Source organism: Sporanaerobacter sp. (assembly GCF_047830725.1).
Lineage (GTDB): Bacteria > Bacillota > Clostridia > Tissierellales > Sporanaerobacteraceae > Sporanaerobacter.
On the sequence record NZ_CP181252.1, the window covers coordinates 539,549 to 565,493 of the forward strand.

The 25,945-nt window shown below is 31.4% G+C and carries 23 protein-coding genes; 4 read left to right on the plus strand and 19 right to left on the minus strand.

What is annotated here, in order from left to right:
- Positions 1-357 precede the first annotated feature (357 nt).
- The 6 genes from ACFWUA_RS02585 to ACFWUA_RS02610 all read right to left on the minus strand — a co-directional run bounded on the left by ACFWUA_RS02585 (position 358) and on the right by ACFWUA_RS02610 (position 5,955).
- A complete protein-coding gene (locus ACFWUA_RS02585) occupies positions 358-828 on the minus strand; it encodes a flagellar protein FlgN (protein ID WP_416198610.1) in 471 nt (156 codons plus the stop codon).
- 8 nt (positions 829-836) lie between these two features.
- Entirely contained in the window at positions 837-1,226 is a 390-nt protein-coding gene (gene fliS / locus ACFWUA_RS02590; protein ID WP_416198611.1) for a flagellar export chaperone FliS, read from the minus strand.
- A 17-nt stretch (positions 1,227-1,243) separates the two neighbouring features.
- Positions 1,244-2,989, minus strand: a complete 1,746-nt coding sequence (gene fliD, locus ACFWUA_RS02595; RefSeq protein ID WP_416198612.1) for a flagellar filament capping protein FliD — start codon at positions 2,987-2,989, stop codon at positions 1,244-1,246.
- 12 nt (positions 2,990-3,001) lie between these two features.
- The gene (locus ACFWUA_RS02600; RefSeq protein WP_416198613.1) at positions 3,002-3,370 is read right to left on the minus strand and encodes a flagellar protein FlaG; all 369 of its coding nucleotides are present in this window, start codon (positions 3,368-3,370) and stop codon (positions 3,002-3,004) included.
- A gap of 48 nt (positions 3,371-3,418) precedes the next feature.
- On the minus strand, positions 3,419-4,099 hold the full coding sequence (locus tag ACFWUA_RS02605) for a TVP38/TMEM64 family protein (RefSeq protein ID WP_416198614.1): 681 nt from the start codon (positions 4,097-4,099) through the stop codon (positions 3,419-3,421).
- Positions 4,100-4,257: 158 nt separating this feature from the next.
- A complete protein-coding gene (locus tag ACFWUA_RS02610) occupies positions 4,258-5,955 on the minus strand; it encodes a M3 family oligoendopeptidase (protein WP_416198615.1) in 1,698 nt (565 codons plus the stop codon).
- Between the two features lie 206 nt (positions 5,956-6,161).
- Here ACFWUA_RS02610 and ACFWUA_RS02615 point away from each other — a divergent pair, with 206 nt between their 5' ends.
- Entirely contained in the window at positions 6,162-6,836 is a 675-nt protein-coding gene (locus ACFWUA_RS02615; RefSeq protein WP_072742630.1) for a PHP-associated domain-containing protein, read from the plus strand.
- A gap of 130 nt (positions 6,837-6,966) precedes the next feature.
- On the plus strand, positions 6,967-8,619 hold the full coding sequence (locus ACFWUA_RS02620) for a hypothetical protein (protein ID WP_416198616.1): 1,653 nt from the start codon (positions 6,967-6,969) through the stop codon (positions 8,617-8,619).
- 20 nt (positions 8,620-8,639) lie between these two features.
- Here ACFWUA_RS02620 and ACFWUA_RS02625 read toward each other — a convergent pair whose 3' ends face one another.
- Entirely contained in the window at positions 8,640-8,900 is a 261-nt protein-coding gene (locus ACFWUA_RS02625) for a TIGR03905 family TSCPD domain-containing protein (RefSeq protein WP_416198617.1), read from the minus strand.
- 172 nt (positions 8,901-9,072) lie between these two features.
- On the opposite strand from ACFWUA_RS02625, the gene ACFWUA_RS02630 reads away from it, so the two are divergent.
- Positions 9,073-9,501, plus strand: coding sequence for a Fur family transcriptional regulator (locus tag ACFWUA_RS02630; protein WP_416198618.1), 429 nt, complete (start codon positions 9,073-9,075; stop codon positions 9,499-9,501).
- 6 nt (positions 9,502-9,507) lie between these two features.
- Here ACFWUA_RS02630 and cobO read toward each other — a convergent pair whose 3' ends face one another.
- Positions 9,508-10,023 carry a cob(I)yrinic acid a,c-diamide adenosyltransferase gene (cobO, locus tag ACFWUA_RS02635; RefSeq protein WP_416198619.1) on the minus strand — a complete coding sequence of 172 codons (516 nt, stop codon included), beginning with the start codon at positions 10,021-10,023 and terminating at the stop codon, positions 9,508-9,510.
- 132 nt (positions 10,024-10,155) lie between these two features.
- Here cobO and ACFWUA_RS02640 point away from each other — a divergent pair, with 132 nt between their 5' ends.
- Entirely contained in the window at positions 10,156-12,153 is a 1,998-nt protein-coding gene (locus ACFWUA_RS02640; protein ID WP_416198620.1) for a prolyl oligopeptidase family serine peptidase, read from the plus strand.
- Between the two features lie 106 nt (positions 12,154-12,259).
- Here ACFWUA_RS02640 and ACFWUA_RS02645 read toward each other — a convergent pair whose 3' ends face one another.
- The 11 genes from ACFWUA_RS02645 to ACFWUA_RS02695 form a co-directional block, all read right to left on the minus strand.
- Complete coding sequence (locus ACFWUA_RS02645) at positions 12,260-12,622, minus strand: GDP-mannose 4,6-dehydratase (protein WP_416199164.1); 363 nt, start codon at positions 12,620-12,622, stop codon at positions 12,260-12,262.
- Position 12,623: 1 nt separating this feature from the next.
- A complete protein-coding gene (gene galE, locus ACFWUA_RS02650; protein ID WP_416198621.1) occupies positions 12,624-13,232 on the minus strand; it encodes a UDP-glucose 4-epimerase GalE in 609 nt (202 codons plus the stop codon).
- A 14-nt stretch (positions 13,233-13,246) separates the two neighbouring features.
- Entirely contained in the window at positions 13,247-14,413 is a 1,167-nt protein-coding gene (locus ACFWUA_RS02655; protein WP_416198622.1) for a galactokinase, read from the minus strand.
- 20 nt (positions 14,414-14,433) lie between these two features.
- Complete coding sequence (galT, locus tag ACFWUA_RS02660; RefSeq protein WP_416198623.1) at positions 14,434-15,417, minus strand: galactose-1-phosphate uridylyltransferase; 984 nt, start codon at positions 15,415-15,417, stop codon at positions 14,434-14,436.
- 14 nt (positions 15,418-15,431) lie between these two features.
- Positions 15,432-16,448 (minus strand): LacI family DNA-binding transcriptional regulator, encoded by a 1,017-nt coding sequence (locus ACFWUA_RS02665; RefSeq protein WP_416198624.1) that lies wholly within the window; start codon positions 16,446-16,448, stop codon positions 15,432-15,434.
- A 7-nt stretch (positions 16,449-16,455) separates the two neighbouring features.
- On the minus strand, positions 16,456-18,141 hold the full coding sequence (locus tag ACFWUA_RS02670) for an amylo-alpha-1,6-glucosidase (protein ID WP_416198625.1): 1,686 nt from the start codon (positions 18,139-18,141) through the stop codon (positions 16,456-16,458).
- Positions 18,131-21,190 carry a beta-galactosidase subunit alpha gene (gene ebgA, locus ACFWUA_RS02675; RefSeq protein WP_416198626.1) on the minus strand — a complete coding sequence of 1,020 codons (3,060 nt, stop codon included), beginning with the start codon at positions 21,188-21,190 and terminating at the stop codon, positions 18,131-18,133. The genes ACFWUA_RS02670 and ebgA overlap by 11 nt, the downstream gene beginning before the upstream one ends.
- 172 nt (positions 21,191-21,362) lie before the next feature.
- The gene (gene amrS / locus ACFWUA_RS02680; protein ID WP_416198627.1) at positions 21,363-22,346 is read right to left on the minus strand and encodes an AmmeMemoRadiSam system radical SAM enzyme; all 984 of its coding nucleotides are present in this window, start codon (positions 22,344-22,346) and stop codon (positions 21,363-21,365) included.
- Between the two features lie 13 nt (positions 22,347-22,359).
- Positions 22,360-23,772, minus strand: a complete 1,413-nt coding sequence (amrA, locus tag ACFWUA_RS02685; protein WP_416198628.1) for an AmmeMemoRadiSam system protein A — start codon at positions 23,770-23,772, stop codon at positions 22,360-22,362.
- 104 nt (positions 23,773-23,876) lie between these two features.
- Complete coding sequence (locus ACFWUA_RS02690) at positions 23,877-24,791, minus strand: S66 peptidase family protein (RefSeq protein ID WP_416198629.1); 915 nt, start codon at positions 24,789-24,791, stop codon at positions 23,877-23,879.
- A gap of 49 nt (positions 24,792-24,840) precedes the next feature.
- Positions 24,841-25,935, minus strand: coding sequence for a LegC family aminotransferase (locus ACFWUA_RS02695; protein WP_416198630.1), 1,095 nt, complete (start codon positions 25,933-25,935; stop codon positions 24,841-24,843).
- Positions 25,936-25,945 lie beyond the last annotated feature (10 nt).

Genomic DNA, 25,945 nt, shown 5'->3' on the forward strand with positions numbered 1-25,945 from the left:
ATACCCATCTAAAACTCACTTATAACAAAATATTTTGTGAATATAATTTATTCAACACCATTGTATATTTATTTATATAATTATCAACAGATTTCCAAAAAAAATTTGTGGATAATATTAAGGCTTTTTTGTGGATAATGTGTATAAGTCTGTGGAAAACTGTACATAATAATTTTTTGGCTGTGGATAGAATTCTTGATAATTGGTGGACAAGTTTTTTTGATACAAAATTCGTCCATATATGATAATATTGATAATTGTTTGATAATTATACTTATTCTTATTGTAGTATTTATGAAAAAGTCAAGCACTACATGTTGAAATTTGTGTTTAAAAAAATAACCGCTAAATCAGCAGCTATTTTTTTTCATCAATAAATATACTTTCATTTAAAGTCTTGTTATATCCTTTATATGCTTTTTGGCCCTTTTTTATACTTTTTAAGTTTGCTTTTATCTTCTCAAGTCCTCTGACCATTTCCTTATTGTTCTCATCATCTATAAGAGATATAGCCATAAGTGTTGATTTTATTTCAATAACTACTTCTTTCAATTCCTTTAAATTTGGATACTCTTCTATATCCAATTCATCTAATTCACTTATATTGTTTTCTTTTTTAAGTTGAGAAAAACAAGTCAAAAATTCTATATCTAATTTCTCAATTCTACAAATAACATTGTCTTTTTCATCTAACGCTCCATTTATCTTGTTCATATCCTCTTTGTCAATATATTCTCTTTCCAATTTGGTCAAATCCAATATGACATTTAACAATTTAAGCTTTTCATTAGATATCCTTATCAATTCATCAACTAAATTTTTTCCCATTTAAACACCTACTTAGCACTATATCTAGTTTTTTTAACTTGTTTTATTGCTTCCTTCCAAGTGTCTCTTAAATCCGTCAAGAGCTCTAATGCTTCATCTAATGGCTTTACTTCCTTCTTAATATTTCCATCTACCAATTTTTCCATCATAAAATCATATATACTTCTCAAATTTTTAGATATTTCATAGTCCATATTGAGTGAAGCATTTAACTCAATTACTATATCCTCTGCTCTAATAATTGCCTCATGAGCTTTAACTACATCACCTTTTTCTATATTTAGCTTTGCAATATTTATAAATTTTATTGCACCATCATACAACATAAGAGTCAATTCTTCAGGTGTTGCAGTAAAAACTGCGTTTTGTTTATATTGATTGAGAGCATCGTATGCCATATTCCCCATCCTTTCAACTATTTACTAGAAAATTGTTGCATAAGCCACATACTTTGCTGATTCATACGAGAAATAGCCTTTTCCATAGCAGCAAATTGTGAATAATAACTATTCTCCTTTCTGATTAAATAATCATTTAAATCATCTATCCTCTTTTCCAATTCTAACACATCTTTGTCAATAGTACTAATACTACCATGCTTTGTGACAAATTCTATGAGCATATTAGATTTTACATTTCTATATATATTTGAATCTTCTCCTGTGCCAGATTTTTCAATTATATCCTGCATACCAGAAATAAGGCTGTCATAAAGTCTTGTGACAATACCGCTTTGTTGTCTTTTAGCTCTAATTTGTTCACCACTCAAATCCTTTTCTGACATATAAGAAGTAACACCTTTAAGTTTATCTTTCCCATATTCAGGTTCTTTAAAGAACAACTCCAATACTCCATTTGGATCTTTTCTTATAGCATCTTTTAGTTTGACTTCATCAATGACAAGTTTGCCACCTGTAACTCCTCTTGAATACTTTTCTGTATCTATTCCTATTTGAAATAGGCGATTGAAACTTCCCTCTACATCTTTTACTTCATCATACATCCAAGTTCTTAAATTTTGCATGGTTCTAGACAATAAATCATCACTTCTTAATAGCCCACTTTTAGCCTTTTCCTCCCAAAGCTCTATATCTTCTTTTTCCATTGTTTTTTTCTGATCTGCTGTAAGAGGTTGATAATCTCTATACCTTTTATCTGTAAGAAATTTACTTGTCTTTTCCACCAATTCATTGTAATCATTTACAAATTGCTTTATCTTGTCATAAAAAGCATCTACATCTGTCTCTACAGTAGTAGTAAATGTGCCTATAGATTTTAAATTGAAGTCTATACCATTTATGGTAAATTGATTGGAATCCATAACAATATTTTCTGCCCCATCAAAATTTACAACAGCAGATTTGCCAGTTTTTTCGTCACCAATATTATACTTTGTGCCATTTACATTTAGATTAAGTGCATCAATAAAAGCTTTGCCATCACTATAAACATCCGCTGAAATCTTCAACTTTGCCTCTACTCCTGTATCTTGTGTCTGCAAGAAAAATCTATCTATATTTGCATCATAGCTGGCTTTTAAACCCAAGGATACTTCTTTTTCTCCATCTTTAACCTTTGCACTATTTATAGCTTTAACCACATCATTTAAGGAAATTTCATTTAAGGACTTTTTAATATCAGCATCTTCTACATTCCCAAATTTAAATGTTTTGATGCCATTTTTAGTTTCAATAGTAAATTTTATTATAGCATCATTTCCTAGTTCAAATTGACTTGCCAGATTTTCATTGTTTCCATTTTCAACAGTTATCTTTTCTCCACTAACAGCCTTTACTCCTTCAGCCAATTGCTTAACTTCCATCTCATAGTTCCCGTTCATAGCTTTAGATGTACTGCTGACTGTTGCAATAGTTTCATTAGACGAAGTAGCCTTTTTTACCCAAGTTAAATTTTCATAAGATCTGGATACAAAAGCTCCTGTAGATGTAGTAGTAGTTAGACCAAAATTTTTTCTACTATTCAATATAAAATTGGCATAGTCTTTATTTAGACTATTGTACATTTCTCTTTTCCATACTAAAAGTTGCTTGTCCTGTTCTACCTTGTTGAGCCTTACTCTTTCTGCCTCCATAAGCCCTTTTATCATTTCTTCTGTGTCTATCCCTGAAGCAAGTCCTGTAATTCTCAAATTGTTATACACATTATCACCACCTTATATCTTTTTATCAACTATGAGTCCTGCTGACTCCCAAATATAAGCTACCATATCCAATATCTTTTCAGGCGGTATTTCCCTTATGACTTCATCTGTAGTCACATCTATCACTTTGACCATTATCTGCTTTGTCTTTTCATGAATAGAGAATTCAAATCTTCTATCATATGCAATAAATTTATCATTTGCCGATTCTATTGCGCCTATGATTTCTTCCTCACTGCATTTTCTTTCTCCATGACCACTTGACTGCCTATTTTCCATATCTGTTCTTACAACTTTATCTCCAACCTGAATATTTTTTTGAGCTATGGATAAATCATATTGTTGATTTGAAATAGTATTTGATACACCATTTATGTGCATAAGTACTCCCCCTTATATCCTTCTACCATATATATCGGTTAAAATATCCTATTCTTTAGATCTATATTTGCTTTTCTTTTGCCACAATAAAATTATTGCAACATATCCTATTTTAATTCCAGCTGCAATTATAGCTCCCATAGGATCTTCTTTTATGCTGACTGCTTTTGCAAAAAATAAATTGGTTATAAACTGTCCTGGAAGGAGTCCCAATATAGTTCCAAGTAAATAATCAACAAATTTAATAGAAGTAACCCCTGAGGTAAAATTTGCTATACTAAAAGGTATAAAAGGCATACTTCTCATGAAAAACACATAGCCCATTCCAAACTTATCTATCTTTTCCGTTACTTCATCTAATGTAACTTTTCTCTTCTTTTTGTTATATATCTTATATATAAATTTCATTACATCTTCTTGAAATACTCTAGCTATATAAAAAGACACAATAGAACCTACCACACCAGCAATAGCTATAAATATAAAGCCCTTCATTCCAAAAAAGAAAGCTGACAGTGCATTGAGCCAAGAAATAGGTACAAAAAAAACAACTAATATTGTTGAAATAACAGTGAAAAACACAGAAAAGTTCCTATCCTCTCTGGCAGTAGAAAAAAAATCTGTTAAACTTTCTTTGTTATATATATTTATATTGTTGATAAGATAAATGAGTACAGCTATAAATACAATTATAAGTCCTATTTTCATAGTTTTTTTCTTATCTTTCATAAAAACACCCCTAATTTCCCTTATATCTATACTTTACTTCAATTTATATTTTTTTCAACTATGATACTTCTATTTTAACAAAAAAATTACAATCCATACCTTGAAAATTTGTTAGATATATTAAAGCCCCGATAAATAATATCAGGGCTTTAATATATCTAAAACTTTGAATCATCTACACTGTCAAGCCATTCTTTTATAGGTCCCATGACTTTCTTTATACATCCATCCTCAAAAGGAACTTGTAGGCCTGCATATTGAACTAATTTTGAGAAAGGCATACTTCCTCCAGCTTTGCAAAGTCTTATATAATCACTCCAAGCCTTTTCTCTATCTTCTTTAAATTTAATCCAAAATTGGAATGCACAAACTTGAGCCAAAGTATAATCTATATAATAGAAAGGCACTTGAAATATATGACCTTGTCTAAACCAATATCCACCTCTATTTAAGAAATCATTGTCCTCATAATCTCTGAATGGAAGATATTTCTTTTCTATTTCTCTCCATTTAGCTTTTCTTTCACAAGGAGTAGCTTCGGGATTTTCATAGACAAAATGTTGAAATTCATCTACTGTCACACCATAAGGAATAAAATTTACAGCTCCACTTAAGTGACTAAATTTATATTTCTCTTCTTCATCTTTGAAGAACAATCCCATCCAAGGCCAAGTTATAAATTCCATACTCATAGAATGAATTTCACAAGCTTCAAGAGTTGGAGCAATATATTCTGGCACTTCAATTTCTCTGCTTAAATATCCTTGAAAAGCATGACCTGCTTCATGAGTAAGTACATCTACATCTCCGCTAGTTCCATTGAAATTTGAGAATATAAATGGCGATTTATATTTTGGTATATAAGTACAATATCCTCCGCTCATCTTGCCCTTTTTACTTACAAGATCCATAAGTTCCCTTTCCACCATAAATGTAAAAAACTCATTTGTTTCAGGAGAAAGTTCACTATACATTTTCTTTCCATTTTCAAGAATCCAATCAGCATCTCCCTTTGGAGTTGCATTTCCAGTTAAAAACTCTAATGGTTCATCATAGTATTTAAGCTCATCAAGACCAAGTCTTTTCCTTTGCCTTTCTTTAAGTTCACTAACTACTGGTACCAGATCTTCTTCTACTTGTTTTCTATAATTAGCCACCATTTCTTTGTTGTAGTCTGTTCTAGACATTCTAGCATATCCAAGTTCTACAAAGTTTTTAAAACCTAGTTTTTTAGCCATTCCATCTCTTACTTTAACTAAATTGTCATATATTTCATCAAACTTTTCTTCATTTTCTTCAAAGAAGCTTGTATAGGCTTCATAAGCTTTCTTTCTTGTTTCTCTATCTTTAGATTGCATAAAAGGTTGCATTTGAGAAAGATTTCTCTCTTCTCCTTCAAATACTATCTTAGCAGAAGCTATCAATTTATCATATTCTGATACAAGCTTGTTTTCTCTGATTAAATCTTCAATTATCTCTGGTGAAAAAGTTTTAAGTTTCATTTCAGCTAAATTAAATAGATGCCTTCCCCATTTTTCTTCAAGTTCACTTCTAAAATTCGAATTCACCAAAGCCCTATAGTATTGAGTCATGACTTCTTCATATAGTGGCATATTCTCATCAATAAATTCTTGTTCCTTCTCATAGAATTCATCTTCTGTATTTATAGAATGTCTTATATACACTAAATTTGCCATAGTCTCTACTTCTTCTCTCAACGCATTTATCTCTCTCATGACTTCATTTTGTTCTTCTGCATTTGAAGAAGCCTCGAATTTTTCAATCAAATGTGTAAAATCTTCTCTTATCTTTTCCATATCTGGTCTTTTGTACTCATAATCTTTAAACTTAAGCATATCTTTCCTCCTCTCAACATTCAATCATTTATTAGTTCAATGATATCAAATTTTCTGAAAAAAGAATCATTTATTAAGAAAAAATAATAAAATACATAGATTTTTTCTATATATTTTTATATGCCTATTATTATTTTCTATAATTGCTTATAGACAAGCACTTCTGTGGTAAAATTCTAATAGAATGTATATGGAGGTAATAAATAATGATCATAGATACACATTTGCACGAAAGCAAATACTCTTTTGATAGTCATTTAACCTTTAAAGAAGCTATTGAAACTGCAAAATTTGTAGGACTAGATGGAATATGTGTAACAAATCATGACAATAACTATTTGCGAAAAGAAATAGGAAATTCTGCAAAGATAAATGATATTTTAGTCATAGTTGGAGCTGAAATACTTACTTTTGAAGGAGATATACTAGTTTTTGGAGTTGACAATGTTCCAGAAAATATGCTCCATGCCAATGAATTACTTGAAATAGTTGAAAAAAATAATGGGGTAGCAATAAGTGCTCACCCTTTTAGAAATAACAATAGAGGATTAGGAGAACATATAAGAAAGGTATCAAATATTCTTTCTGGAGTAGAAGCTTTCAATGGAAGCACTTTCCCTTATCATAATCTATATGCTTATGCATTAGCCACTGAACTTAATATACCCTGCTTAGGAGCAAGTGATGCCCATGTATCTCAAAATGTGGGAAAGTATGCTACTTATTTTGATTCTACTATTCGAGATGAAGAAGATTTCATTGAAGCTGTAAAATCAAAAAACTTTTGCCCTGTTATAAGAAAAAATGGTTATTTTGAAAAAATAGACATATATACTGATTTAGAAAACACTTCATTAAAATACTCCCTATCTCAAAGATAAAAGTCCTGAAATTCAGGACTTTTTTTGTATACAATATAAAACTTTCCAAAATATATTTCAAAATATATGCAAAATATATCCAAATAGTATATAATATTATATACTATTATTTTTAGACTTGGAGGAAAATATGGGTAAACTTGACTATGAACAAATAATGACTATTCAAGAAAATACCACAAGAAAACTTCTCAATTATATAGATGATTTTTTCCAGAAAGAAAAAACTATTGATTCAATTGAATTTTATTATCCAGATTTTGATGAAAGAAGAACTAGAATGGCCTTCAATGTATGGATAAGTTTAGACTATAGGACTAAATATGGCAAAAATTTTATTGAACACTTTCTCGAAGAAGAATCTCATAAACTGGATGATTTAGAAAAAGAAGTACTTATAGAAAGAAACAAATCCCACATAAGTTTATTTGAAATAAAAAATATAAACGGAGATCTCATGTATGTTGAAGATATATTTAGCCACACACATCATATAGTTTGGGAACCAGAGTTATCTCAAATTGTTGAAAAATCAGAATTGATATTTGGTAGAGTTGCAAAGGTAATTGTATATGAAAAATTTGTAGGAGATATTAGTTTTCTTCCTCTAATAGGTAAAGAACCTTTTGCAAGAGCTATATATTATGATTATAATTTGATTAGAAGAAAAGAACCTAATATTTCCATGGAAGAGTATCTTAGAAAATACAGTTTAAATATCTATAAAGCCTATACTGACTGCATTTATGAAATTTTAGATTTTGATGATGATGAAAGCCTAAAGCTTTCAAAAGAACTAGGCGAATTTGAAGACTATCTTGAAGAAAATTTAAGTGAAAATACAGTTAAAAAACATATAAAAAATCTTATTGATTTGTATGATTATTATCTATATGACAATGAACTTACCTTGTATGATATAGATAAAATAAATTTTGATTCTCTTTTTAAAGAAGGTGTAAATTCAGGACTTATAAGATCTCAAGCTCAGCTCAACTCTTATATTGCTACAATTAAAAAATATATAAAGTTTTTAATTGACAATGAAGTAGAGGGAGATTATGAAAAAAGTTACAATGACATAATTGATATAAGCAAAAATAGAGAAAGTTATTTTACACCAAAAGCCCCTATAGCTATTCCATTTAAATGGGATAAAGACCTTGATATGTCTATAAAAGACAATTTAAATTCAAAAACTATTAGTTTTTTGAAAAATTATGAAAAGTATTTATTTAGCATAGAAAATGATGAAGAAAATATTGATTATAAATCTCCATTATTAAATCTATTTTATAAATTTTCTCTATGTTACAATATATTGTCTGTTTCGAGAAAAAAACTAGTGTACTCTTCAAAAAAAGAAGAATATCTAAAATTAAGCGATTGGGAAAAAGCTGCTTTATTCATAGATTATATCTGGAATATACTGAAATGGGATGAACTTACTCATTCTACTCAAAATACATTAGAACAAGACAATAGATTTGAAATAGCAGATAATTTAAGCAATTTAACGACAAATACTATATACAATTATGAAAAAATAAAATATAAATCTATTGAAACCCCAATTTTTGATAAATATATAATTAAGTTTTTTGATCTTATGGGTTTGTTGAATTATGATGAAAATTCTATATTCGAAAACAATTCTGCCCCAAGTATATCTATTACGCCTTTGGGGAAAAAAGTTTTCGATGTGCTTAAAGAAGATAAAAACAAAAATATAGAAAATATGGGAAAAATCATTCATTTAAATCAATGGAAAAAAGACAGATAAAAAAGTTTGTAGAAATATTTCTACAAACTTTTTTTATCTATCTTTTTATACTCCATAAGTGCCTTTGAAAACTGATCTGGACATGAAGTATCTTTATTTCCACATTTGATACCGGAAAGTCTATCTATAACTTCATCTACTTTCATACCATCTACAAGCTTTGAAATTCCTTGAAGATTTCCATGGCATCCCCCAATAAATTCTACATTCTTAACTTTTCCATCTACTACATCAAAATAAATATATTGACTACAAACTCCTTTAGGTATATATTGATACATATTTCTGCTCTCCTTTTCTGTCTATTTTCTTTTATTGCCTAAACATTATAATACAATATAAAATCTTTTAAGAAAAGATGTTGACAAAAAAAATTATCGATTATATAATCAACTGGAATCATTGCAATTATGAATTCATTTTAATTTATGCTGTTTGAAAGGAGCAATATCCATGAAAACTGACACATTGGAATTGAAAGAATATCTACGAAATCATTATATAAAACCATCTACCATTCGAATAAAAATACTTAAATATTTGATGGAAAATAAAACTCATCCAACAGTTGATGAAATATACGAAGCACTAACTGATGATATACCTACTCTATCTAAAACCAGCGTATATAACACATTGGATATATTCTTAAAAAAAGGTGTTGTTTCCATTGTCACTATAGATGAAAAAGAATCTAGATATGATATAGATACTTCAATTCATGGTCATTTTAAATGTGAAAACTGTGGCAATATATATGATTTTAAAGTGTTCGTCACTAATTTTGAAGAAGAAGGTATTGAAGACTTTGAAATAAATAAAAAAAGCATTTATTACAGTGGAATCTGTAATAAATGTAAAACACAAGGGAGAGGCTTATGATTACAATTAAAATTCTATGCCTTTTCTCGCCATTAGTCCAGTTGTATAATAGTGTTTTATTTCTTTCATTTCCGTCACTAAATCTGCTATTTCTATTATTTCCTCTGGTGCATATCTTCCTGTCAATACTACTTCTACATGAGGCTGTCTTTCTTTTATCATTTCTAAAACTTCTTCTACAGAGAAAAGTTTATAATATAGGGCTATATTTATTTCATCTAATACTACCAAATCATATTCTCCATTTTTTAAAACCTCTTTGCATATTTCAAGCCCCTTTTTAGCAGCCAATATGTCTTTTTCTGTAGGCTCATTGTATATAAAACAATCTCTTCCAAATTGATGTATTTCTATATTTGGCAAATAGTCTACTATTTTTAATTCGCTATATTCCATACCTTTGACAAATTGACCAAAAAACACTTTCTTTCCTGCCAATGCTGCTCTCACTGAAAGTCCTAAACTTGCCGTAGTCTTTCCTTTCCCATTGCCTGTGTATATATGTATATATCCTTTTTCCACATTATCACCTCTACTATTATTTAATCTCATTATATACTATTATACTCAAAAAACAACTTTCACTTTTCCCTATTGACATATTGGTGTATAATATTATTAGAGACTCGAAATATTTATTTGGAGGGGATATCTTTGGAAAATTTAAAACTAGATGATTTTACAAAGTACAAATTTCTTTCAGGACTTAATTATTCTCCTGATGGAAAATATGCGGGATTTGTAGTTCATAGAATGGATGTTGATGAAAATAAGTACTTATCAAACATTTGGATTTACAATGTAGAGACAAAAAAATATTTTAAGCTTACTTCTTTAGATAGCGAAAAAACTTTTATATGGCTAGATGATGAAAATATTCTATTCCCTGCTATTAGAAATCCAAAAGATAAAGAAGCACTTGAAATGGGAGAAGAATTTACAGTTTATTATAAAATAAATATTCATGGTGGAGAAGCTTGTGAGGCTTTCAAAGTGCCTTTAACTGTGACTGGAATAAAAAAAGTAGATGATAAAAATTATCTAGTGACTGGAGTGTACAATCACTATAAAATGCATTTAGAACAATTGGAAGGCAGCGAAAGAGAAGAAGCCATAGCTAAAATAAAAGAAGAAAAAGACTATGAGGTATTGGATGAAATACCTTTCTGGGCCAATGGAGAAGGTTTCACCAATAAAAAAAGAAATAGATTGTATTTATTTAATGTAGATAGTGGAAATGTTGAAGCTATAACTGATGAATGGACAAATGTTGAAGCTGTTAAACTCAATAAAGATCATTCAAAAGCTCTATTTATATCTAATTCCTTCAAAGATAAAATGCCTCTATCATCGGATTTATATATATACAATATAGCTAAAAAAAATCTTGAAAGATTGACTCATGAAGGTGGATTTGCTTATGCATATGCTGATTTTCTAGGAGATAGTATTATTTTTGCTGGAAGTAATATGAAACACTATGGAGTCAATGAAAATAATCATTTCTACATCATGAATGAAAATACAAAAGATGTAAAAAAGATAACAGACAAGTTTGATTTAAGTATTTGGAATTCAGTAGGTTCTGACTGTAGATATGGCGGAACTCTATCTATCCGAATAGATGAAGACTATTTATATTTTGAAACTACAGAGTGGAACTCCTCCTATATAAATAGAATAGATAAAAACGGCCATATTGATAAACTAATCACTAAGGGTGGAGCTATTGATGGTTTTGATGTACACAATGGAAAAATCCTATTTATAGGATTAAGAAATATGAAACTTCAAGAATTGTATTCTCTAGAAGATGGTGAAGAAATTCAAATTACAGATTTTAATGAATGGGTAGTTGAAACTAAAAAAATTTCTAAACCTGAAAGAATTACTTTTGAAACTGAAAATGGAACAACTATTGAAGGTTGGATACTTAAACCTGTAGACTTTGACAAAAATAAAAAATATCCTGGAATATTAGATATCCATGGTGGACCAAAAACTGTCTATGGTGAAGTGTTCTATCATGAAATGCAATACTGGGCAAATGAAGGATATGCCGTATTTTTCTGCAATCCTAGAGGCAGTGACGGAAGAGGAAATGAATTTGCCGATATTCGTGGAAAATATGGAACTATTGACTATGATGATCTCATGAAATTTACAGATAAAATACTTGAAAAATATCCATTTATAGATGAGAAAAGAATTGGTGTGACTGGTGGCTCCTATGGTGGATTTATGACAAACTGGATAATAGGCCATACTGATAGATTTAGTGCTGCTGCAAGTCAAAGAAGTATTTCAAACTGGATTTCAAAATTCTGTACTACTGATATTGGATATTATTTTGTAGAAAATGAACAAGGTGGTACCCCTTGGAACAATATGGAGAAACTTTGGTTCCACTCTCCACTAAAATATGCAAATAAGGCTACAACTCCTACATTATTTATTCATTCAGAAGAAGATTATCGTTGTTGGCTAGCAGAGGGAATTCAAATGTTCACTGCTCTAAAATATCATGGAGTAGATGCAAGACTTTGCATGTTCCGTGGGGAAAATCATGAACTTAGCAGAAGTGGAAAACCAAAACATAGAATTAGAAGATTGACTGAAATCACCAATTGGATGGATAAATATCTAAAATAAATTTAATAGATTTCCCATATAAAAATAAATGTCGGTTAAAAATACCGACATTTATTTTTCCCTCCGCCACGGGGACGTTTCGTTTGGCTGGTCATTTTTGGTCCCACTAATGAGTTTTGCTATGCCATCTCCATGCATCTTCTATGATCTTTTCTAAACTATTGTATTTAGGTTTCCATCCCAATTCTTTTTTAGCTTTTTCAGAAGATGCTACCAATATATGAGGATCACCTTTTCTTCTATTTCCTATTTCCACAGGGATGTCTCGTCCTGTAACTTCTTTAGATTTCTCAATAACTTCTTTTACAGAAAATCCCTTTCCATTGCCTAAATTATAAATTCCACTTTCACCATCTTTTTTAAGTTTATCTAATGCTAATAAATGGGCTTGAGCTAAATCCATCACATGAATATAATCCCTTATGCAAGTTCCATCAGGAGTATTGTAGTCATCCCCAAATATAATGATTTTATCTCGTTTTTCCTAAAGCTGTTTCCAATACAATGGGTATCAAATGAGTTTCTGGATCATGGTCTTCTCCTATAACTCCACTTTCATGAGCTCCAGCAGCATTAAAATATCTAAGAGCAATATAATTTATATCTAAAGAATCACCTGCCCACTTGAGCAATTTTTCAATAGCCAATTTACTTTCACCATAGGGATTCCCAGGACAAGTATCAACATCTTCTTTTATAGGAATTTTTTTAGTTTCTCCATATACTGCAGCAGTAGATGAAAATACTATATTTTTTACTCCATACTTTTTCATAAAATGCAAAAGAGTGATAGTTCCCCTTACATTGTTGTTGTAATAGCCTATTGGATCTTTCATACTTTCTCCAACAAGAGAATATGCAGCAAAATGAATGACAGCTTCTATTTCATTTTCTTTAAATACTCTATCTAAAAAATCCTCATCTCTAATATCTCCACAATAAAATTTTCCACCTTTAATTGCATTCTTATGACCTTTAACTAAATTATCAACAACAACTACTTCAGCTCTATTTTCCAACAATTCCATTACTGTATGGCTTCCAATATACCCTGCACCACCAGTAACCAGTATAGCCATATAAAATCACCTCTTTAAAATAGTTCTCTAGTTCCATGACCTATACCTGTAATATAAAACTCAGGACTATATCCTATTTTTCTTTTATACAAGGTACCAACTTTATTTATGAAATTATCTACACTATCATTTTTTACAATTGCTATTGCACACCCTCCAAATCCTCCTCCAGTCATTCTGGCACCTATACACCCAGATTGCTCTAAAGAAACTTCCACTATAGTATCTAATTCATTTCCTGTCACTTCATATAAATCCTTTAAAGAATTGTGAGATTCAACAAGAAGTTTACCTACTCTATTTATATCTCCATTTTTTAAAGCTTCAGCAGCATTCAAAACTCTTTGATTTTCATAGACCACATGACGAACTCTCTTTTTAATACAATCTTCAAATATATGCTTTTCTACTTCTTCATATTCTTCTATTGAAATTTGGCAGAGATTGTCTATATCTTTATAGTTTTTAATAATATTTAAAGCTTTTTTACACTCATCTCTTCTTTCATTGTATCTTGATTCATTTAATTTCCTTCTTTTGTTGGTATTCATAATGACTAATATACAATCGTTCATATTTATATTTATATCTATATACTCAAACTGGAGGCTACTGCAATCCAAAAGTATTACCTTATCTTTTTTGCCCATAGAAATAGCAAACTGGTCCATAATCCCGCATCTTACTCCTATAAATTCATTTTCTGCCTCTTGGCAAAGCTTTATTAAATCAATTTTAGGAATCCTTCCATCATTAAATAAACTATTGATTATTTCAGCTATTAGCAATTCCAAAGATGCTGAAGAAGAAAGCCCAGCTCCATTGGGGATATTTCCCCACACTAAAATATCCATTCCTGAAATTCTATAACCCTTTTGTTTCATAAAATAAATAACCCCTTTAGGATAATTGCCCCACCCATCTTGACTTTTATATTTTAAATCCTCAATATTTACTTCTACTTTTAATTCAAAATTTTCAGAAGCAAGTCTTATATTGTTGTCATCTCTCTTTCTAACCAAACCATAAGTTCCTATTTCAAGAGCACAAGGCAATACATGACCTCCATTGTAATCAATATGTTCTCCAATTAAATTTACTCTACTAGGAGAAAAAAACTTTCTTATCTCTCCAAAACCATAAATTTCATGAAATCTATCAATTAAACTACATAAATCCATTTTCACACCTCATTTAATCTTTAAAAATTCTTATTTAAAAATTTCTTATATGCTTTTTTAAGCTCCAAAGCAGTATCTTCTACTCTTCTTGGATTGCAATTGGCCCAAGCCCCAGTTTCAGAAGATGCGTTGTATTTTATTCTATCTGAAGATCTTAAAGGCGGATAAAACTCTACATGAAAATGAAAGTATTTATCACAATCCCCATACTCTGGTGAATTTACAGGTGCTTGATGAATTGCCATCATATAAGGAAATGGTCTATCATAAAGTGCATCAAATGTAGCTGTCAAATCTCTTAAAATCCTCGCAAAATTATTTTTTTCTCTTTCTGTAAAATCAATGATTTTACTCCTATGAACTTTAGAAACTATAAAGGCTCCAAAAGGATAATCAGTAAAAAAAGGAAGATAACATAAAAAATCTTCATTTTCCATAATTATTCTTTCTTGAAATTTTTCTTCTTCCATATTCATTCTACATATTAGACACTCATTGTTTTCTATGTAGTAATCTCTACAGGAATTCAATTCCAATTGCAACTTCAACGGCATAAATGAATATCCATATATCTGACCATGAGGATGAGGCATACTCACCCCTACTTCCTTTCCCCTATTTTCAAATGGGAAAATATATTTAATTTTTTTATCTTTTGAAAGTTCTATATATCTTTCACACCATAAATCTACAAGTTTTCTCAAATGATTTAAATCTAATTGCCATATCAATGCATCATGTTTAGGAGAATACAATATTACTTCACATTTTCCATAAGCAGGTCTTGTCCTATAAAAATCACTTCCTATATCATCTGTTTCCATTGGCTCTTGGCAAAGTGCAGGAAAATCATTGTCATACTCATATACATCATAATCTTCTGGAACTTTTCCTGAACCAGGACAAAATGGACACCAATCTTCAGGCATTTCAGGTCTATTTTGCCTATGAGAAGCCACCATTGTCCAATCTCTCAATAATGGATTCCACCTAAGTTCTGCCATATTATCACTCCTATTTATTTTTTCTCACCACAACTATCTCTAATCACCAATTTCGTATCATAGACAATCTTTTTATTTACAATAGATTTTTTCTCTATCATATCAATAATCTCTACAGCTGCCTTCCTCCCTATTTCATCCATTTTTAAATCTATAGTAGTAAGCTTTGGATGAATAATATTTGAAAGCAATGTATTGTCACATCCAATCACAGAAATATCTTGAGGAATCTGTATTTGGGCATTCTTGCAGGCATTTATCACTCCTACTGCCATCAAATCATTGCAGGCAAATACTGCAGTTGCATTTTCCTTAGAATGTAAAAATTTCTCAAATATTTCCCTTGTCTTTTCAACCACTTCCAAACTATTTCCCATTCCTACTGAAATTATTTTTTCATACTTGAGATTGTTGGATTTAACAAATTGTCTATACAAATTTTCTTTTAAATCATAAGACAAACTTCTATCACCACGGACAAAGACAATTTTTCTATGCCCCAACTTAAACAAATACTGAAGAGCTTCTATACTTCCCACTTCTTCATCATAACAAATAAAATTGCCTTTGTACTTGTTAGTATTTCCGTTGATAATAATAATTGGAATTTTCTTTGATAAATCTTTAAAATACCCATTATCCAAATTTTCCATTGAAGGGTCAATAGCTATTATTCCATCCATATTCCTTGAAATAATATTATCTATTACATTCTTTTCCATAATAGGATTACCATCTGTACTATATAAAGACATTGTAAATCCATTATTCACCAAGGTTCTATTTATTTCCTCAACTATTGTTGGAAAAAAAAGATTGGTAATACCCGGTACAAGTATTCCTACACTAGATGTAGTTTTAAGTATCAAACTTCGTGCTATTTCATTGGGTACATATCCCAATTCCTCAATAGCCTTTTCTATTTTTTCTCTAGTTTCCGCCTTTACAGGGTAATTGTTATTTATTGCACGAGATACAGTGGCAATAGAGACTCCTGCCCTCTTTGCCACATCATGTATAGTAGCTCCCATTTACATCTCACCTCAACTCCATTGCCAATGTAAGAAAAACTGCTGATGTCATAGTAAAAGCATTTTCCTCAAGCCCTTCACCTGTAAGGGCATTGTAATTTTCAGTCATTCCTCTTTGAGAAGCCATTCTACAAAATTTCCAAGCAATATCACGTGCAAAGTCTAATTCCCCCATATTGTACAATCCATCAACAATAATCATAGTTGTAGGTGCCCAAATTGGACCTCTCCAATAGCCCTTTTCTTCATAAAAAGGGCTATCTATTCTTTCCGTTGCCAAACCATATTCAGTATAAAATTTGCCCTTCTCCTTTAAATCCTCTACCAATTTTTTAGCTATATCTACAGGAAGCCTATCTCCAAGAACAATAGGCATATAAAGAAGCAAACTATTAGACTCAATGATTTTATTGCTCCCAGCCAATCTAGCAACAAATTTTTTTCCATCGTAAAAACAATCTATTAGCTTATCTAGCAAACTAGAAGCTCTATCTTTCCAATATAGTGATTCTTCTTTCCTACCAATATTTTTAGCTAATGTGGACAACACATCCATTTGAATCACTAAATAGCTTAAAAGATCGGGACTTTTAATAGGTGGTCTTTCATTAAAAACTGTAGAATTGTCCCAGCCACAATCATTTCCATGATTATATGTAGGTATTCCATCCTTGTCATAATCACGATATTTAAACCACCAATTAGTCCACTTGACCAAAGGCTCATATACTTCTTCCATCTTCTCTTTAGTTATAAAATCACTTTTCTTCATCATCCAATCAATAGCCCAACCATGTATAGGAGGTTTAGTACAATTCCAACTTGCAAAGGCATCATTTATATAATCAGGAATCAAACCACTTTCATCTTGATTGTCAAAAAATATCATTATTTGATCCCAAGCTAGTTCTGGATATCTATTTATAAGAGCCATAGCATTAAAACAATTATCCCAGCTCCATATATTTGACATATAATTTTTAGACATATATATAGCTGGCCTAGTAAGCTTTCCCTTTGGATTTACAACACATGACCAAGTAAAATATCCTGCCAATTGCCTTCCCTTTTCTATTTCATCTGAAACTTCAGCTATACTATCCATCCATGCATCATAGCTTTCCTTTATTTTTGCATGATATTTTTCAAAACTATCATATTCTTTTTCTTGCCAAACCGTCTCATAGGCCTCAATAGTAGCATCAAATCTATTGTTTTCATCACATGAAAAATTTGCCACAATATATTCTGATTTAACTATATTCCAAGGTGCATCTACAACAAGCTCTCCCTCTAAAGATGTAATCAAAAGCTTTAGTTGCTCTTCATAGCTATTGACTTCCCACTGTTTTTTACCAATAGGTATAGCATTGTCATAGGACTTTGTATCCATAGTCAATCTTAAACTTGTATTCTCGCCACGAATACGGAGAATATCCTTAGATATACAAAACTCCACAAACCCTTTTGAACTCTCTAATTTCAACAAAGTAGGATTAAAAATGCTCTTAAAAGAAACAATATCTCCATTTTCAACTAAATCTATTCTAAAAAGTCGACTTATAAAATTGTCTCCTCCTTTTACATTCCTTATATACAGTCCATCTTCTATATCCTTTATATTTTCAATATAGGATATAGAAAAAGTTGAACCATAAGAACTAAAAGGTATTTCCTTTATATCAAATTCCATCTACATCACCCCCAGAATAGGGTTTCCATCTAATATTAAACTGAAACTCCTTAGTTTCAAGTCTATGTTGTGGTAGTGGAAGAGGCCCACAGCTATTACTTCCAAGTCCATAATGCTTATAATCAATATTCAATGTGATAAAATCTCTTTTGCTTAAATCTGATAGATGCCTAGCCTTTTCTATATCTTCTGTAGTATAATAATGAGCACTAAAGTTTAAACTTTCTTCAGCATATACTACAAATCCTACCCCCAATTCATCAGAAAAAGAAACCCATTTTACATCAGTTCTATTTCCATTGTCCTGAGGATACACATAGGGAGTATAAAGTTCATCTACAGTGCTTTTGTATACTCCAAAAGGATTAGCTTCTTTGCTATCAATATACGATTCACCTGGCCCTCTCCCATACCATTTAACTCTTGACATAAATTTAGGCAATTTCATCTGTAATCCAATCTTTGGAAGAGTTCCTGGAATATTTCCTTTAGGACTACCTACTATGGACATATCTACATGGCCGCTACCATATATCTTGTAAATATATCTACATTCTAAAGCCCAATCTCCATTTGGTGGTGAAATAAAAGTTTTTATATTCACAATTGCCAATTTATCCTCTATAGTAGTCTCAACTTCATCTATCCTATGATGTAATATATCTAGTCCTTTTTTCCTCCACTCCTTCACTATATACATATCATTATCTATTGGAGCTCTCCAAAAATTCAACTTGGGCCCTTCCTTTAAAATATCTACTCCTTCATAATTCCAACTATATATTTGACCCTTCAACTTGTTAAATAACAAATTGAAATTGCAACCTTTTACATATATAAATTTATAGTCTTCTTTTACATCTACATTAGCCATAGATTCTATATCTAAAACCGGCAATTTATATTCTGAAGAAAGTTTAAATTGTTCCCAAGCAACTACATGACCTTTATTGGCCCAAGGAGTATCTACAGCCAAAACAAATTCAATATTTAGCCATAAATCTGTATTCAAATTGTATTTTTTCTTTAAATCAAAAGGTATTGTAACCACTTTGCTTTCACGAGCTTCAATATGAGGCATATTAAGTATTCCACTTTGAAGTATTTTCCCATCCCCTGAAACATTCCAAGCCAAATTCAAATGATCCAATGATATAAAATCATATATATTTTTAATCTTTACTTGACCTTTGTTTAAATTAACTTCTTCCACCTTTACAGGTTCAATTATTTTCTTGTACTGGATTAGTCCTGGTGTAGGAATTCTATCAGGCCTTAAAAGTCCATCACAACAGAAATTTGAATTGTTGGGTTCATCTCCAAAATCTCCACCATATGCAAAATATTCTCTGCCATCCTCTGTATATTTTCTAATACCATGGTCAACCCATTCCCACACAAATCCACCTTGAAGTCTCTTGTATTTATAGAAAATATCCCAATACTCTTTAAGCCCTCCTGGCCCATTTCCCATAGCATGAGCATATTCACAGAGAATATGAGGCTTATCCATATTTTCCATTTTCCCATACTCCTCCATTCTTTCATGAGAAGAATACATAGTACTCACTACATCAGCCACTTCTACATCAAAATCTCCCTCATAATGAACCAATCTAGTAGAATCCCTTTTATGGCACCAATCTGCCATAGCCTTGAAATTTGAGCCAAAACCTGATTCATTTCCCAAGGACCACATTATAATAGAAGGATGGTTTTTGTCTCTTTCAACCATTCTCTCTACCCTATCAACATAGGCCTCCTCCCATGCTGGGTCTTTGCTTATTTGGCTAATATCTCCCATTAACTCAAATCCATGACATTCCAAATCAGCCTCATCTATTACATATAACCCATACATATCGCAAAGTTCATAAAATCTTGGGTGATTTGGATAATGAGAAGTACGAACAGCATTTATATTGTATTTTTTCATAAGCACTATATCTTCTTCCATAGAATGAAAAGGTACAGCTCTTCCAAGTTCGGGATGTATTTCATGACGATTAACTCCCTTTAGCATTATGGGGACACCATTTACAAGAAAATTTCCATCCTTAACTTCCACAGTCCTAAAACCTATCTTTGAAGGCACAACTTCTAAAATATTTCCTTTTAAATCTTCAAGTACAATAAGAAAATTGTACAAATATGGAGCTTCTGCAGACCACTTATGAGGACTTTTAACTGGTATATCTAATGACACTATTTTCTCACATTGAGAAGCCAAATCTAAATCCATAGCAGTTTCCCCAACTTTTGACAAATTCTCATCAAACAATATATATCGAAGTTTGTAATCTCTATACTCTACAAAATCCACATTTGTCACTTTAGTTTCTATATTTAGTATCCCATCTTCATAACTCTCATCAAGCTGAGTCTTTACAAAAAAGTCTTCAATATGAATCTTTTCCCTGGCAATAAGGGATACATCTCTAAATATGCCACTTAACCACCACATATCCTGATCCTCTAAATAACTGCCATCCGTCCACTGATATACTCTTACAGCTAAAAGATTTTCACCAGTATTTATGTATGGAGTTATATCAAACTCTGAAGGCATTCTGCTCCCTTGACTATATCCAACTTTTTTGCCATTTATCCATAGATGAAATCCACTATCTACGCCTTCAAATCTGATAATGACTTGCAAACCATTCCAATCTTTTGGTATATAAAAATTTCTCCTATAATAGCCTGTAGGATTTTCTGATGGAACCCTTGGAGGATCAACGGGAAAAGGATATATTAAATCAGTATAGTGAGGATAGCCATATCCCTCTAACTGCCAGTTCCCAGGAACTCTAATATCATCCCAATCTCTTGCATCAAAATCTCTATCATAAAAATTCTGTGGAGACTCTTCTGGAGTATGGGAATAGTAAAACTTCCACATACCATTCAAAAGTTTAAATCCCTTTCTATTTTCCATTCCAAAATTAAGGGCAGAATCTATATCTTTATAAGAACTAAAATATGCTCTACTATTTAATCTATTGTATTTTAAAACCTTTAAATTGTTCCAATCTTTCAAATTTGCCATTTTCATCCTCCTAACAAACAATAGTAAACGTTTTCTATTCATAGAATATCATTTTATCTTATATAAATCAATATCCATCACTCCGCCACTCCGCCACGGGGACGTTTCGTTTGGCTGGTCGTTTTTTGTCCCGATACTGAGGCTTTTGTGATACTTTCACGCATCTTGCATTTCAATATATTATCTCTATATTCTTTCCACATTTAGCACATTTCCCATTATTTATTCCAATTATTTCTACAGGCAAATCCCTATCCACTATTTTGCTCCCACAATTAGGACAATAGGTATTTAAATCAATTCCCCACACATTCCCTATATATACATAATTCAAATACTCTCTAGCTATATCTTTAGCTTTTACAAGAATATCATAGCTTGTCGGTGGTTTGAACATTTTATATGCTGGATGATATCTGGTCAAATGAAGAGGAATATCTTCATCTATTTCTGAAATCCACTTAGAAAGCTTTTGTATTTCATCTAAAGAATCATTTTCTCCTTCTATTATAAGCGTTGTAATTTCAACCCAAGTAGATTTTCTGCTTATTTCTATTGTATCCAAAACTGATGAAAGTTTCCCTTTGCACAATCTATTGTAGTAGCTTTCATCAAAAGATTTCAAATCTATATTCATAGCATCTATATATGGTAAAATCTCCTCTAAAGGCTCTTTCTGAATATATCCATTGGTGACTAATACATTTTTTAGCCCCTGATTTTTCACTTTTTTAGATATATATAATACATATTCATACCAAATAGAAGGCTCATTGTAGGTGTAGGCAATACCTATAGAGCCATTGGCTTTTGCAAGACTTAACAAATCTTCATCTTGTATTTCAATAGATACTGGTTTCTCATGAGCTATCTCCCAATTTTGACAAAACTCACATTTTAAGTTGCAACCAAAACTGCCAATAGAAAAAATCTTGCTCCCTGGATAAAAATGATATAAAGGCTTTTTTTCTATTGGGTCAAAAGCATAAGATGTTATCTTGCCATAATTTAGTGTATATAGTTTTCCACCTTCATTTTTTCTTGCTTTGCATATTCCAATATTTTTATCATCTATAATACATCCATGAGGGCAAAGATTGCACCTTACTTTTTTGCCCTCTAGTTGAGTATAATATAAAGCTTCTTTAAGTTTCATTTCTATTCACCCACTATATATGCCTTTCCACTTCAAATCTCTCTATGCTATAATCTTCATCTGGACTTATTCCAGCCTTTTTTAGAGCTATATTTATCTGTTCTTCTGGAGTTTCTATGCCTTCCAAATTTGGAAGAAGAACACCTCTCCTCATGCCTTTGCTGACAATAACACCATATTTTTTTACATCCAGTTCTTCTATAGAATCAATCTTTTCTGGTTCTTTTAGTACATCTACCGAATATACAATTTCGTCCAATTCACTTTCGTCCACTGGCAAAAATCTTGGGTCTTCAACTCCAGCACTCACTGCATTTTTGATTATCTCCATAGCTATATTTTCTTTAGTAGGTTCTATAGTGCCAATACATCCTCTTAGCATGGAATCCTTTTTTAAGGATACAAATACCCCACTTCTATTCTTTAATAATTCTTCACTCAAATTCTTAGGTAAATCCATTATTTCCCCATATTTTATATAATATTCTAAACTTTGTCTTGCCAATCTCACATATTCGTCTTCTTTTTCTCTTATACTAATTATTTTCTCTTTTTTAGCCTTTTTTATTTTGTCCAACAATTTGTAATCTTCTCCTCCTTCATATACAGATACCTTAGCTGTGCAATATCCTACTCCAAAGGGACCTTCATAGGAATATACTTCTGTTTTCTTCTTAAATCCATCTAAAAATCCTGACATAACTATAAAAGATCTCAAACCACATTCACCAGCTGCTTCTGCCAATTCTAAATCAAAATTTGCTATTCCTTCAAAATCATTATTCTTAAAAAGTTCAACTATTTTTCTATCAAATACTTCTCCCTTAGGGCTATATCCAGCTGGAGCATCTTCTTTAAGCCTATGAGATAAATCCCCACTAGCTATAAACACAGCTCTTTCAGCTGATGCTAAAACCGCTTCTTGAATAATAGTGCCAAATCTATAAAGTTCAGTTGGAGACAAAAGGCCATAGGTTATATGGACCAATTTATAATCCATATATTCTTTATTGACAAAATACAATGGAACCAACGCTCCATGGTCTAAATGAAAATCCACATCATTATACATATATGAAAATTTTTTATCTATCTTAGCTACCGTAATACCTTCTTTTGCTGCTCTATCTACTATATCCTTAACAAGAGCTTTATCATTTTGAAATTTAAAACTTAAATCTGGTCTACCAAAATTCCAAAAACTGCCCACCAAAGTATCTTCATAAGAAATAGCAATTGCATCACTAAACAAAGGTCCATGAGGCGTGACAAGTATTATAGTAGAAGGACTTTCCCCTTTAATGTCTAATGCCAACTTTTTAACCCCATCAAGAGTTTTTTTGGCTCTTTTTTCCTCGCCTCTTCCAATCTCCTCAACTATTATAGGAGGATGCGGAGAAACATAAGCTCCTAATATTTTTCCCATTTCCTTCACCCCTAATCATTTTTTATTTGTATTCGCCATAACAAACAGCGGGACCAAAATAGACCAGCCAAACGAAACGTCCCCGTGGCGGCGTGGCGGAGTGGTTATCTTGTAAACTTAATTGTTTTTGTCTTTGTATTCATATTGCACATTGTCCCAAGTGGAATTGTTGACATAGGATGGCAATGTCCTGATTTTATATTGTACATTACAGGCTTTTTATAATCTCTTAAAACATCTTTTAACATTTCTTCCGTTGTATAATCCCTATCTGATTTATTTATACAATTTGTAAATTCACCAAATATTATTCCTTCTGCATCCTCTAATTTCCCTGAATATTTCAATTGATACATCATTCTATCAAGTCTTTCAACACTTTCATTTACATCTTCAATAAAAAGTATCTTGCCTTTTGTATCTACTTCATAGGGTGTTCCAATCATAGATGTAAGTAATGCCAAATTGCCCCCTACAATGATTCCTTCACTATAACCTTCCACCATAACCTTGAAATCTTCTCTAGGGGGATTTTCCAGTATCAATTCATCTTCCATGTTTATAGCCTTCTTGAAACTTGTCATTGTAAAATCATCAAAATTATATAGCATATCAGATTCTACCATAGGGCCATGAAAAGTTACCATTTCACATCTTTGATTGAAATTTACATTAAGATTTGTAATATCACTATATCCAACAAATATTTTAGGATTTGCAGCTATCAAATCAAAATCTAATTTATCCATAATATGAGAACTAGTATCTCCACCTCTTATACACCATATAGCCTTTACCTCCTTGTCAGCAAACATCTCATTTATTTCTTTTGCCCTTTCTTCTCCAGTACCTGCAGAATATCCATGAATAGATAGATAAGTACATCTTCCCATTTTCACCTTGTATCCCATATCCTCAACTAATTTCTTGCAAGCATCTAAGTTTTCTCTTGATACAGGAGAAGAAGGTGCTACAATGGCAATCGTATCACCTTTTTTTAGCTTTTCCGGAAAAATCACAATTTTCACACTCCTTTGGTTGCATGGAGACATTTTATTTGCCACCATGCTATCCTATTATGATTTCACACACTTTCTCTATTTCTTCTTTTTTAAGTCCTACTGAACTTGGCAAATTTATGCCTTTTTTGCCCAATTCTTCTGTAACAGTTAAATCCCCATGTCTACAATTTTTATAGGGTATCATCTCATGAACTGGTTCAAAAAATGGTCTAGTCTCAATATCATTTTCAGAAAAAGCCTTTATAAGCTCATCTCTACTCATTCTAAAATCATCTTCCACTACTATAGAATATAGCCAAAATACATTTTTGGCCCATTCCTTTTCTACAGGCAAAGTTATTCCCTTGACATCCTTCAAGAGTTCATCATAATATTCTCTATGCTCTCTTTTTTTCAATATAAACTCATCCAAATTCTCCAACTGAGCACATCCCATACTAGCATTTATATTTGGAAGTCTAAAATTGTAGCCTATATCCGTATAGCTAAATCCATTGTTTTCATGGAATACTCTAGCCTGAGTAGACAAAAATTTGGCCCTTTTCCCCAATTCCACATCATTGGTCACTAACATTCCTCCGCCACCAGTAGTCATAAGCTTATTGGCATTAAAGCTAAAACATCCTATATGCCCAATACTTCCTACAGAATTTCCCTTATACAAAGAACCCAATCCTTCCGTAGCATCTTCTATTACATACAAATTGTACTTATCTGCCAATTCCATTAAACTATCCATATCTACAGGATGCCCATACAAATGAACTGGCATAATAGCTTTAGTCTTTGGAGTTATAAGCTCTTCTACCTTTTTTACATCCATAGAAAAAGTATCCCTACATACATCTACAAATACAGGCTCTGCCCCTAAATATTTTATAGGATTAACTGTAGCTATATATGTAAGAGATGGTACTATAACCTCATCTCCTTCTTTTATACCCAATACTCTCAAAGCCAAATGAAGAGCACTGGTCCCATTTGGAGTTACTACTGCCATATTTGCTCCTACAAATTCTTTAAAATCCTTCTCAAATCTATCTACAAAACTTCCTACTCCACCAACTTCATTATTTTTCAAACATTCCTCTATATATTTCCACTCATTTCCTTTAATTTCTGCCACACACAATGGTATCATAAAATCAACT